Source organism: Paenibacillus sp. MAHUQ-63 (genome assembly GCF_028765165.1).
Taxonomy (GTDB): domain Bacteria; phylum Bacillota; class Bacilli; order Paenibacillales; family NBRC-103111; genus Paenibacillus_E.
The window spans coordinates 1,287,768-1,299,980 of record NZ_JARADB010000002.1 but is presented as its reverse complement, the minus strand read 5'-3'; the positions used below and the strand labels follow the sequence as shown (position 1 = coordinate 1,299,980).

Here is a 12,213-nt window from a genome sequence, read left to right as displayed (position 1 = left end):
CGTTCAGCTCCTATTTGAGACCTGTCGTTACAATGCCTTGAACGAAATATTTTTGCGCCAGCAGGAATAAGAGAACGAGCGGCAGTACGACCAGCGTGGTCGCGGCCATCAGCAAATTCCACTCCACATTCGTTTCGCTTCGGAATATGGTCAGTCCTAATTGAACCGTACGCATCTGCTCCGTATTCGTCATGATCAGAGGCCACATGTAATCGTTCCATGTCGCCGTCGTCTTGAAAATAGCGAGTGTCGCCAAAATCGGCTTGCTCAGCGGCAAGTAAATTTGGTAGAAAACCCGGTAGATCGACGCACCGTCAATCTGCGCTGCTTCATCCAAGGCTCGCGGGAAGTTCATGAAGTACTGCCGGCATAAGAAGATACCGAAAGGTCCTGCGACGAAGGGCAGAATCAACCCCGCATACGTATTAATGAAACCGGTGCCGCCGTGTCCCAGCCAATCGTTGCCGCCGAAGAACGGAAACAGCTTCAGCATCAGAAAAGTTGGAATCATCGTCGTTTGCGCAGGTACCATGATCCCGATGAGAATCGAGAAGAACAGCACATCTCTTCCCGGAAATCGCAATCTCGCAAAGGCGAAGCCGGCCATCGAATTGAACAGCAGGCTGATGATCACTGTGCATAGCGTCACAAAGAAGGAGTTATAGAAATATTGCAGCCAGTCTCCCCGGCTCATCGCGATGGCGAAGTTCTCGAACAACCATTCTTTCGGTATGAACGAGAACGTCGGTGACTGAATTTCCCCCATCGTCTTCAAGGAGGTTACAGCCATGAGCACGAAGGGAAACAGCATAATTAACGAAACAATGAGCATCCCGATGCTCGTGATGATGGACAATTGGGTGTTCTTCTTCAACCCGCTTCACCTCCTAATGTTCTAATCAACATCCAAGTCGTTACCCTGATTGCCGAAACGGAAATTAACGACCGTAATCAGCATGGTGATCACGAACAGCACCATCGCCATGGCCGAAGCATATCCCATCTGGAAATCCTGGAACCCCCGCAAATAGATCTGATGCACGATGGTCGTGGTCGAGTTGAGCGGGCCGCCATTGGTCAATATATTGACCTGCTCGAATACCATGAAAGAATTGATGCAGGACATAACCAGAATGAAAAACGTCGTCGGCTTCAGCATCGGAAGCGTAATGGTGAAAAACTGCCTGATGCTCGACGCACCGTCGACATGCGCCGCTTCGTATAGATTGGATGGGATGGATTGCAGCCCGGATAAATACACGATCATGGTGTATCCGATCGATTTCCATATCCCAATGACGATAATAGCCCCCATGGCGGTCTTCGGATCGTATAACCACTGCACAGGATCAAGCCCGACCGTTCGCAGCAGCCGATTCATAATGCCCAGCGAAGGGTCGTAGATCCACAGCCAGATCATCGACACGGCGACCATGGATGTAACGTTCGGCACATAAATGCTCACACGAGCGAAGATGCGGCCCTTTAATCGACCGTTCAACAGCACAGCCAGCAGAAGCCCGAGCATCATTTGCGGAAGTATCGAGCATAGCGAGTAGATGAACGTGTTATAGACAGCGGTCAGAAACAATTTGTCCTGGAACAGTCTGATATAGTTCTGAAGCCCGACGAAGCCCGGCTTCGAATAGAAATTATAGTTCGTAAAGCTGTAATAGAGACCGATAAGCAGCGGAATAAAAATAAATGCGAAATACACGATATAGCCCGGACCCATCAATACGTAACCTGCGTAATCGATCGGTGTCCGCCGTTTGCGCTTACGCAGCGCTTGCGTATCCGTTACTGCCGCCGTATGCATGACAGCCCCCCTCTTCCGTTCATGGATAAGCGCCTGCCCTTCCTGAAAGCAGCAGGCGCAAAATACGTTATTTGGCAATCAAGTTCGGTAGCTCTTTCTTCAAAGCGTCTGCCGCTTCTTTCATCGCCTGCTCGCCTGTTTTCTTGCCATAGAAGGCAGCCTCCAGGTTCTGGGAGATGATCTCGTACATTTTACTGGAATACGTAACCTTGGCTGCGCCTTGACCGTAAGATACCGCATCGAACACCGCTTGATTGATCTCCGGCTTGTCTTTGATGTAGTCCGTCTTGAGCGAATTCAGTACGACCGGTGTGCCGAGTTCTTTATACCGTTTCCATGTCTCTTCTTTGGACATCACCGTTTGCATGAAATCAAACGCCAGATCTTTCTGCTTGCTTTGGGATCCCATGAACAGCAGCCGCATGCCGGCAAACGTCGCTTTCTGTTTGCGCTCGATAGGTCCGGCGACACCGATCTTCCCAGTCAATTCCGGGTGATCTTTCTGCGTGTTGACGAATGCGGCCGGACTGTCGTAGGCAATAGCCGCTTTCCCGTTCGGGAACAAGTTCTCGTTGGCTTTCGTGGAATCGTTCGGGATGGTTACGCCTTTCTTTACAAGATCCACGATATATTGCGTTGCTTCAATCGCCTCCGGCGAGTCGAACAACGGTTCGTTCTTCTCGACGTCTATAATTTTCGCGCCGTTCTGCAGCACGAACGATTGCCAGAAGGTCCAGCTGTTGGCCGTCGGGATGGCCAGTCCGGCCATGACGGTCGTATCGCCCTCCTTCTTGGTCAGCTGCTGTGCATATTGGGACAGCTCCTCCCAGTTGGCCGGCGGCTTCTCCGGATTGAGCCCCGCCGCTTCGAACAAATCTTTGCGCCACAGCAATACGCGCGGATCCGGAATGAAGCCAATGCCATAGAGCTTGCCTTTGTACGTTCCTGTCTGGTAGACACTATCCATCAGGTCGCTTTTGCCCGCCCATTTATCCAAGTAAGCATCCAGCGGCTCATATTGACCGAGATTGGCTCTTTGGGCGACAGAAGCGAGCGAATAAGATAACACATCGGGTGCTGTCCCGCTTGCATATGCCGCATTAAGCTTCGTTTCCATATCGTTGCCAAACGGCACTTCGCTGTAATTCACCTTGACGCCTTGGTGAGAGGCTTCAAACTCCTGAATGACTCGCGTCCAATACGCTTTCTCCGCCGCATCCGTGCCGGCGCGCCAGAAGGTCAGTGTTTTTCCGCCGCCGGCGGCGTTTTCTTTCTTCGCATTCAACTGCTCGGTTCCATTCCCGCACGCGGTTAGAGCAATGCTGGCAAGGAGCGATACGCATGCGGTTGCCATCAAGCTTCTTTTTGTGATCATGTCGATCAGTACCCCCTTTTTGATTTCATCCACTTAGAAGTATACGGAAATCCGGTGCAGCGCTGTGATGGCCTATTACGCTCTTGTACCACAAAACCATGCTCATTCTTATTCAGCTTTCCCTGTTGTCATCGGGGATAACGCAAAGTTCGGATTTCATACGCCGTAATTCGGATTCCAATAAAAAAACACCGCTGAACGGTGTTTCACATCATGGACGAGCCTCGCAGCGATTTCATATATTCATACGGCGAGAGTCCTGTGTAATTTTTAAAAAGCTTAATAAAATGACTTGCGTTGGCATAGCCGACATGAGCAGCAATGTCCATAACTTTCCAATCCTTCTGTTTCAAGGCTTGCTTCGCCTTCTCCATCCGGATCTGTATGAGATACTCGTTGTAGTTCATCCCCGTCTCTCTCTTGAACAGCTCACTGATATACGTTCGGCTCAGATGCACGTGGTCGGCGATGTCTTGGAGCACGATGTCCTCTGCATAATGCTGCCCAATGTATTCACATGCCAGCTGCACCGCTTCGCCGTACACGGGGCGCCGTTCATGCATCCGCTCCAGAATGTAATCCAGGGTACGTCCGGCCCAATGAAATAGTTCATTGAACGTGATGAGCTTCATCACTTCGACATGTGCTTCCAGATACAGGTGCTCCAGTTGATCTGCAGCTACGCCATCAGCTCTGGCTCTATTCAGAGTCGCATATACAAGCTCAAGCACGATCGCTTTCACCTGTTTGGCTGACAGCATTTTATGAACGGCCAGCTTATTCATCATCTCTTCGAAAGAGGCTCGCGCTTTCTCCGATAGCCCTTTGTCCAAGTGGTCGTAGAAATCCGCCGTCCAATCCGTGTTATTTCGACGATTCTCCGTCAAGCCCGCTTCTTCGCACCATAGAATGCCAGGCTGCTCATAGAAGAGATGCCGGTCTGCCGCAGCCATTACCTCGGCCAACTGTTCGGGAAGGTACGCAAGCTTGCTATACGAGTGGCTGATTCCGATCACCGTGGAGGCACCGATGAATTTCTTCAGATTATCCATCGCTCTGTTGGCGAATAAGAGCAAAGATTCGCGCTGCGATTTCATGCTTGTATGGATGGAGTTGCAAAGCACCACATAGACATTCGGTTTATATAGAAAAGAGCAGCCGTTCCCGATCTCATTCAGCAAGGTTTCATCCACAATATTCGTTACCGCGTTCTGCAGCAGCCCTTCTTCCTGGATGCGCAAAGCGGAATTAACTTCCGCACTGCGATGAATGCCGATTAAAACCAGAGTCAGCTGTTTCTCCGACAAACGCACATGAAACATGTCCAGTTTGCTGTTGAAGAGCGCCGTTGCCTCCGGTTTCCCATCGACGAGTTCGCGGAAATAGCTGCTGCGCAAAGTCAGCTGGCTCTCATTCACCCGGTACCTCAATTCATTCAACTCGCGAACTGCGCGATGGTCGAGTTCGATATCCTTCTTAATTTTATGTAAAATATCGACAAGGCCTTGGAGCGTAATTTCCGCTTTGAGAATATATTCGCTTGCTCCGAACTTCAGTGCTTCCGCAGCGAATTGAAATTCATTATAGGAACTAAATACGACCGACCTTACCCGGGGCATCTCTTCTTTAAGCGCTTGAATAAGCTCAATGCCGTTCATGCCAGGCATCTTGACATCCGTCACAACAAGATCGACGTCGTGGGTCCGGCAAAACTCAATAGCTTGGATTCCGTTCGCTGCCTCGCCGGCAATGCGGTAATCCCCGCCGGATTTCTCCACTGTGAGCTGAAACCATTCCCGAATCATAGGTTCGTCGTCAACGATTAAGATATTCAATGCTTCTGACCTCCTCCCATTTATGTATAGCCGGAATCCTTACGGTTACCGTCGTGCCGATCCCAACCCGGGATTCAATGCTTAACCCGTACTGAGGGCCGAAGTACAGCTGAATGCGTTCGTTCACATTATGAAACCCGCCGCGATGGACCAATTTCCCTTCCTGATCCCCCCCTGAGGAGAAAAAGAATTCGGCATTCTCCATACCGTTTCCATTATCGGTTACTTGAAAAAGAATATCTTGCCCCTCCATCAATCCTATAATCTCCAGCCGCTTGGAACCGGACAGTTTGTTCTCAAGCCCGTGAAAGATGGCATTCTCAATAATTGGCTGCAAAATGAGCTTGATGGTGACGAACGCATAGATCTCCTCGTCCAATTGATAGCGGATCTCCAGCCGGTCGCCTTGCCTGACTTGCTGAATATACACATAATTCCGAACCATGGATAACTCTTCTTGAATCGGTATGAGTTCATCTTGCTTGGATATTGATTGTTTCAATAGCTTAACAAGTGCAACGATGACGGAGTCAATCATCTCCGGCGTATGCTTGACCAGCATGAATCGGATGGAAGCTAGTGTATTATACAAAAAATGCGGATTAATTTGCGATTGAAGCGCTTGAAGCTCGGCATGCCGTTTGCGCTCTTGTTCAACTTGAATATTCATCAGCAATTCTTGGAGCCGGTCGATCATCCGGTTGAACTTCCGGGTCAGATGCCCGATCTCATCGTCAGAGACAACCTGCGAACGAACGGACAGATCTCCTAACTCAACGCGGCCGAAGTCATTATACAAGCGTTTGATCGGTACGGCAAGCCGGCGCGCCATCATATACGAAGCGGCGTAGGCCAGCAGTACGACGATTCCGAATACAAGAATGACGATCGTTTGTAGTCTGTTCAGACTGGATAATACGGTGGATACTGGTGTATAAGATACTAGCTTCCAATCCGTCTTGCCAATTGTTTGGAATGAGACAAGCTGCCTCGCTCCCCCTTCCTCGGCGATGAAATACCCCGAATCAAACTGATGAATTTTATTGTAATACGTCCGGTCCGTCAGCGGCCGGTGTACTTCGTTCTTATGGCTCGAAGACAAGACGGCTCCTTCGGCATCAACGATGACAATTTCTTGCGACTTATCCATCGCGCTGCTGTACAAATCGTTCAAAGTGCTCTCATCTACGCTGATCGCAACAATACCTATCGGTGCTCCGCTCTCGAACCGCTTGCTGATGCGCACGCCATAGAAAGCAGTTCCGCTTCCCGCTCCGCTGTCGCCTGTTATCTCGGGCATCGGGGTCGTCACCCAGATAATCTGACCCTGCCCTTCCACGGCGGCACGGTACCATGCTTTCTCGGTCAATCGCTGAACGGGCATCGCCGTCATCGTAGGGTTGGCCGGCAGACGGAGTCCGTTGAAGCCGACTAACCGGACTTGAAAGCGTATGCGGTTAAACGAATAGATCGAATTCGACAGCAGTTTCTCGAATGCAGCCCGCTGTATGGCATCCTCGTAACTATTCGGCTGATAGGCGGATGTAAACGCATGATTTACTTCAGCACTCAAAAAAAATTGATTGGAGATCGCGATAATATCATCGAGCAGCCTGTCCGTTTTATCGGCAATCTGTCCTAACGTTTTGAGATTCGACCGGCTGACCTGTTCGGCGATAGAATCTTTAGACACCTCGAGGGAGATTGCTCCAAATAACCCGAGCGGGACGATAATCAACAAGAATGCCGATAGTAGAAATTTATTCTGAACACTGCTTTTGGGTACAAACCATTTCCATATCATGTGTGCTCCTCCTCCGAACAAGGCCGGGACTAGCGAACAACTGCAAGAAGGGCTGCCGGCTGCAGCCCTTCTTGCATGATTCGTGCTATGTGCCGCAATAAGTCCGGTAAGGGCGGGAAGATCGGGAAGCCGCGCAATAGATCTCTTGGTCCGATGAATTATCATAATCGAACGGCCGGGACAGCACCGCAAGAAGCCGCTCCATCACACTGTAATCCTGCTGATTGACCGCAGCCTCGAGCGCCTCTTCCACCCGGTGGTTGCGGGGGATGACGGCGGGATTACTGGCGCGCATCAACTGCCGTGAAGCGGCCGGAGACTCCTGCTGCCGGCTTAATCTCGCTTCCCAGCGCTCCCTCCATTCGGCAAACTCCTCGCTCGCCAGCAAGTCCGAGCCGCTTGTTTCCTCTAATGTTAAGGCACGGAACGTATTGGTGTAATCGGCACGATACTTTTCCATTAATTTGAGGAGTCCGTCAATCAGTTCCTCGTCCTGCTGCTCTTCGTCCATGACGCCAAGCTTTGCCCGCATGCCTGCGAGCCAGTTCGTCCGGTAGATCTTGCCAAATGATGAGATCGCTTCCTGTGCAAGCTCCACAGCCTGTTTCTCGTCGTCATGCAGCAGCGGCAGCAGCATTTCGGCAAATCTGGCCAGATTCCAACCGCCAATATACGGCTGGTTTGCATACGCATAGCGGCCATGCGTATCGATGGAACTGAACACGGTTGCCGGATCATAGACATCCATGAAGGCGCATGGACCATAATCGATCGTTTCCCCGCTAATAGCCATGTTATCGGTGTTCATCACACCGTGAATGAAGCCGGCCAGCTGCCATTTGGCAATTAAAGCCGCTTGACTTTGAATGACCTCTTGCAGCAGCGACAGATACCGCTTAGCACCGGTAGCATCCACATGCGAATAATGCCTTTGCAGAGTGTAGTCGGCCAGAGCTTGAAGATCCTGAAGCGTGCCGTAATTGGCGGCGAATTGAAACGTGCCGACCCGAATATGACTGGCGGCCACGCGAGTCAGCACGGCACCAGGCAGGTAGGTCTCGCGGATAACGGTTTCGCCTGTCGACACGACGGCCAGACTTCGCGTGGTCGGAATGCCTAAAGCATGCATGGCTTCGCTGATGATATATTCCCTGAGCATCGGCCCCACCGCAGCGCGGCCATCCCCGCCGCGGGAATAAGGGGTTCTGCCCGAGCCTTTATACTGAATGTCGAATCGCTCACCGGCTGGCGTGATCTGCTCTCCAAGCAGCAGGGCGCGGCCGTCGCCCAGCATGTTGAAATGCCCGAATTGATGCCCGGCGTATGCCTGTGCCAGCGGCGCAGCACCCACCGGTATGGCATTGCCGGCCAGCACGGCCACGCCTTCATCGCTTTGCAGCGCCTCGACATTCAATCCGAGCGATGCCGCAAGCGGCTCATTCAAGATGATCTGCTTGGGCGAATTCGCGGATGCCGGGTTCTGTCTCGTATACAGGATAGCCGGCAGCCGGGTATAGCTATTATCGAAGTTCCAACCTGCTTGTCGGATCGTCTTAGTGTCAGTCATCTTAACTCCTTCATGGCAAATTGCCCCAATTACTAATTGTTTATTGTCCATTATATAGTGTTTTCCTTTTACTTGCTAAAAAATTAAAAAAACAACCTCGCTCCGTTGCTGCAGAGTAGGTTGCCTGTGTCCCATAACACTTAATTGGCTAGAGTGTCGACGAGCTTGAATGATCATGGTACGCCTGCATCAAGTCCATCAGCTTCGCCGCGGCATGCTCGGAGAAGCATAGCTCAAGATTCGCGCCGGACTCTTTCGCCGAAACGGACGCGTATTCGTACATCTTCGTTTCATATGTTTGAATCGCTTGGTTGACATCGCCGCTTCGAAGGATGGCTAGCGCTAGCTCCGCTGCATCTCGCATGGCCAGGTTCACCCCTTCACCGGCGAAAGGAGACATCAAATGCGCCGCGTCACCGATCAAGGTAACACCCGGTTTGTGTGGCCACTTGAGACCTTCAGGCAGCATATAGATTCTTCTTGGCATCATGTCGCCTTGTGCCGCTTGAATATAAGTTCTCAAAGCTTCATCCCAATCATGATAATAGGTCAGAAGCATCGGCTTGGCTTCCTCCGGCTTGTCAAACGGAATGCCGCAGGTGTCTAGCCAATCCCTCTCAGCCAGGAAAGCCAGGTAGACGCAAATCCGGCCATCTCCATTCAATTGCGCCAGAATCCCCTTATGATCGTCAAGAGCAAACAGCTTGCCGCGTCTGTTGAAGGCGGCAATGTCGGGATGCATGACGGCGGCATTCTCGATGGAAAGCTCCACCATACTGAGTCCGGAATAGATCGGTGCGGCATCCGTCAACAGCGGCCGTATACGTGAGAACGCACCGTCAGCGGCTACGACGAGATCAACGATATGACGATGCCCGTTCTCAAAATATAGCTCATGACGCCCGACTGCCATAGGAACTGCTTTGTCCAGCTGATGCCCCCATTTTATCGTATCGGGATCAACAGCATCTACGAGTAATTGGCGCAAGACGCTTCGGTCAATCTCGGGCCGGTCTCTCTCATTCGATTCCGCTCGTTCGTCCAAATAAACGCGGCCGGTTTTGTCCAGCAAACGGAAATCTTGTCCTTCATAGCGGGCATATGTTTGAAACTGCTCGTACAACCCCGCCTCTTTCAGCGCCCATTGACCGGTATCCTCGTGGATGTCCAATGAACCGCCCTGCTGCCGGCTGACAGGCGATGAGTCGCGTTCGTAGACGATGCAAGGCACCCCATGCCGCTGCAAGATTCGCGCAAGCGTCAATCCGCCCGGACCTGCCCCGATGATGGCGATTCGCGGTTGTTCGTTCAATTGTTTGATACTCATGATTATCTGCCCCTTTATTGGATGTGTTTGATTACTGCAGACATCATACGACGCTTATATAAACTGAACGTAAATCAGACAAAACGCAGCGGCCGGTTGCAAAAAAAGATGCCCCATCCCGCTAACGCGGCTCTGAGGCATCATATCTGCTTAATCTGCTTGCGCAACCCGCGCAAATCTTATTGCTCACGCTTTGGCGCCAGTTCAATCGCTTGCTTAAGCGCTTCTTTCAAGCTCTGTTCGTCAGCGATGCCTTTGCCGGCAATGTCGAACGCCGTACCGTGGTCAACGCTGGTACGAATGATCGGCAGGCCGACCGTAATGTTGACCCCTGCTTCAAGACCAAGCACTTTGATCGGTCCATGGCCTTGATCATGGTACATCGCGACGACGATGTCGAAGTCGCCTCGCGTTGCCCGGAAGAACAGCGTATCGGCAGGCAGCGGTCCTACGACTTGAATGCCCTCCTCCTGCGCTTTCTTCACGGCGGGTACGATCTTCTCGTCTTCTTCGCCATAGCCGAACAATCCGTTCTCGCCGGCATGCGGATTAATGCCGCAGACGGCAATTTTTGGCGCCGTATATCCGGCTTTCTGCAGCGTTTCATGCGCCATACGGATGACTTTATAGACGCGCTCCGGATTGATCATACGAACGGCATCCAGAATGCCGACATGCGTCGTCACATGGATGACCTTCAATTTCGGCGCGGAAAGCATCATGGAGAAGTCCTGCGTGCCTGTCAGATCCGCCAAAATTTCCGTATGCCCCGGATAGATGTGACCACCTTTGTGAAGCGCCTCTTTGTTCAACGGCGCTGTGCAGATCGCATCGATTTCACCGGCATTAGCCAGCTCGATCGCTTGTTTTAAATACATGAATGCGGCATGTCCCGCTTCTTTGGATACTTGTCCGATCGGCAGATCCGCCGGCAGCAAGTTCAAATCGAAGCAGTCAACGGAACCAGGCTCGAACTTCGCTTCGGCTACGGAACCGATCGTACGCACCTGTAGACCGGTTTGCACGAACTGATCCGCCCGCTCCAATATTTTGGCATCTCCAATAACGAAAGGACGGCAAGTTTCGTAAATTTGAGCATCTTTCAACGATTTCATGATGATCTCTGGTCCTACGCCAGCGCCATCACCCATCGTAATGCCGATAATAGGTCTATTCATTCGACGTCACTCCCTTTAACACGTTTTTAGCTTTCGATAAGCTGCCTTCATTCCCGAATGCGCCTGCTTTCGTAACCGCCCAGATTGGTTGTTCGCGAACAAGAAGGCCAAGCGGAATACCCGGCTCGATCTCTTTCACCAATTGAATGCCGGATACGCCGAGGTGTCTGCAGACGGCTTTCGCCGTATCTCCACCGGTGAGAATAACGCCTTGCAGTTCGGAGCTGCGGATGATGACGGAAGCGATAGCTCCCAGAATGTTCGAAATCTGATTCGACACTTCCGTGGAGTCGAAGCCTCTTCGGGCCCCAATCTCCTTCGTTAACCGAACTTGCTCCGGCGATGAACTCGCGCATAGCGAAACATCAACACCCTTCGGAAGGGCATCTCTAAGCAAATCTTGACAGCGCTGCATCTCGCTGCGCAGCCCGTCTTCGGAAGCCATCGCAAGAACGGTGTTCAATTCGACGGCTGCGACTCGCGGTTCCTGGTTATACGCAGCGACCTGTTGGCGGGTCACATTGGAAATGCTTCCCGCAACGAGCAGCACCGGCTTCTCGCTTACGGGAAGCTGCGCAGGCTCGCTCTTGTGAACGGGCAGTGCCAGCGTCTGCGGTAAATAGTCGGCCAAACCGGCAGATCCGGCCCATAACACACGGTAGGACGTTTCAGAGATGTACTCGGCGATACATTGTACATCCTCATGAGTCTCCGCATCGAAAACGATGAGTTCAGTCTTCGCTTCCAGCAGCGATTGTATGTTCAGGTCAACCTGTTCCTTCCCCGAGCGAATAACATGCAGAGGGATAAGTCCGACTTTCCGATTGGATTGGGAAGAAAACAGCTTGACGAGATCGGATTCATTCACAGGGCATTTGGGATCGTTGGCAATCTCGGTTTGCGAGACGGGAATGCCGTTCAAATAATGGACACCCTGAACGGTCGTACGGCCAATCTTGGGAAAAGCCGGGGCGACGACCGCAAAATCGAATGGCATCACATCCATCACGGCGTCGATCTCAACGCCCAGATTGCCGCGGAGCGTAGAATCCATTTTTTTGTACACGTGCGTAAAGCCTGCTTGCTGAACTTGCTCAGCCGCCGCTTTCACATTCGCATAAGCAATTTCTCTTGCAACGGAACGGCTGTCGGTATCGATTACGACAGCCTCAACCGCTTGTTGATTGGCGACTTGCTTGATATCAAAAACGACTTGCGTTTGCAGCCCTTTTCTTGCAAATTGAACGCCTGAGTCGGATGCTCCGGTCAAATCATCTGCAATAATGGCAATATGGTTCATGGTGCGGT

9 protein-coding genes are annotated in these 12,213 nt (G+C 51.6%); all 9 read right to left on the bottom strand.

Going from position 1 to position 12,213, the window contains the following annotated elements:
* Nucleotides 1-10 precede the first annotated feature (10 nt).
* Complete coding sequence (locus tag PUT07_RS14165; protein WP_274468765.1) at nt 11-874, bottom strand: carbohydrate ABC transporter permease; 864 nt, start codon at nt 872-874, stop codon at nt 11-13.
* 21 nt (nt 875-895) lie between these two features.
* Nucleotides 896-1,819 carry a carbohydrate ABC transporter permease gene (locus tag PUT07_RS14160; protein ID WP_274468764.1) on the bottom strand — a complete coding sequence of 308 codons (924 nt, stop codon included), beginning with the start codon at nt 1,817-1,819 and terminating at the stop codon, nt 896-898.
* A 67-nt stretch (nt 1,820-1,886) separates the two neighbouring features.
* A complete protein-coding gene (locus PUT07_RS14155; RefSeq protein WP_274468763.1) occupies nt 1,887-3,194 on the bottom strand; it encodes an ABC transporter substrate-binding protein in 1,308 nt (435 codons plus the stop codon).
* Between the two features lie 206 nt (nt 3,195-3,400).
* Entirely contained in the window at nt 3,401-5,029 is a 1,629-nt protein-coding gene (locus tag PUT07_RS14150) for a response regulator transcription factor (RefSeq protein ID WP_274468762.1), read from the bottom strand.
* Entirely contained in the window at nt 5,010-6,833 is a 1,824-nt protein-coding gene (locus PUT07_RS14145; RefSeq protein ID WP_274468761.1) for a cache domain-containing sensor histidine kinase, read from the bottom strand. Before PUT07_RS14145 ends, PUT07_RS14150 begins: the two co-directional genes overlap by 20 nt.
* Before the next feature lie 85 nt (nt 6,834-6,918).
* Nucleotides 6,919-8,400, bottom strand: a complete 1,482-nt coding sequence (locus PUT07_RS14140; protein WP_274468760.1) for a protein adenylyltransferase SelO — start codon at nt 8,398-8,400, stop codon at nt 6,919-6,921.
* A 148-nt stretch (nt 8,401-8,548) separates the two neighbouring features.
* The gene (locus PUT07_RS14135) at nt 8,549-9,727 is read right to left on the bottom strand and encodes an FAD-dependent oxidoreductase (RefSeq protein WP_274468758.1); all 1,179 of its coding nucleotides are present in this window, start codon (nt 9,725-9,727) and stop codon (nt 8,549-8,551) included.
* Between the two features lie 179 nt (nt 9,728-9,906).
* The gene (pdxA, locus tag PUT07_RS14130) at nt 9,907-10,905 is read right to left on the bottom strand and encodes a 4-hydroxythreonine-4-phosphate dehydrogenase PdxA (RefSeq protein WP_274468756.1); all 999 of its coding nucleotides are present in this window, start codon (nt 10,903-10,905) and stop codon (nt 9,907-9,909) included.
* Nucleotides 10,898-12,205 (bottom strand): four-carbon acid sugar kinase family protein, encoded by a 1,308-nt coding sequence (locus PUT07_RS14125; RefSeq protein ID WP_274468754.1) that lies wholly within the window; start codon nt 12,203-12,205, stop codon nt 10,898-10,900. Before PUT07_RS14125 ends, pdxA begins: the two co-directional genes overlap by 8 nt.
* Between the last annotated feature and the right edge of the window lie 8 nt (nt 12,206-12,213).

Bases quoted from the DNA above. Each gene is read 5' to 3' on its own strand.
- PUT07_RS14160 (WP_274468764.1), bottom strand. From the start codon at position 1,819: ATGCATACGGCGGCAGTAACGGATACGCAAGCGCTGCGTAAGCGCAAA.
- PUT07_RS14155 (WP_274468763.1), bottom strand. From the start codon at position 3,194: ATGATCACAAAAAGAAGCTTGATGGCAACCGCATGCGTATCGCTCCTT.
- PUT07_RS14145 (WP_274468761.1), bottom strand. From the start codon at position 6,833: ATGATATGGAAATGGTTTGTACCCAAAAGCAGTGTTCAGAATAAATTT.
- PUT07_RS14140 (WP_274468760.1), bottom strand. From the start codon at position 8,400: ATGACTGACACTAAGACGATCCGACAAGCAGGTTGGAACTTCGATAAT.
- PUT07_RS14135 (WP_274468758.1), bottom strand. From the start codon at position 9,727: ATGAGTATCAAACAATTGAACGAACAACCGCGAATCGCCATCATCGGG.
- pdxA (WP_274468756.1), bottom strand. From the start codon at position 10,905: ATGAATAGACCTATTATCGGCATTACGATGGGTGATGGCGCTGGCGTA.
- PUT07_RS14125 (WP_274468754.1), bottom strand. From the start codon at position 12,205: ATGAACCATATTGCCATTATTGCAGATGATTTGACCGGAGCATCCGAC.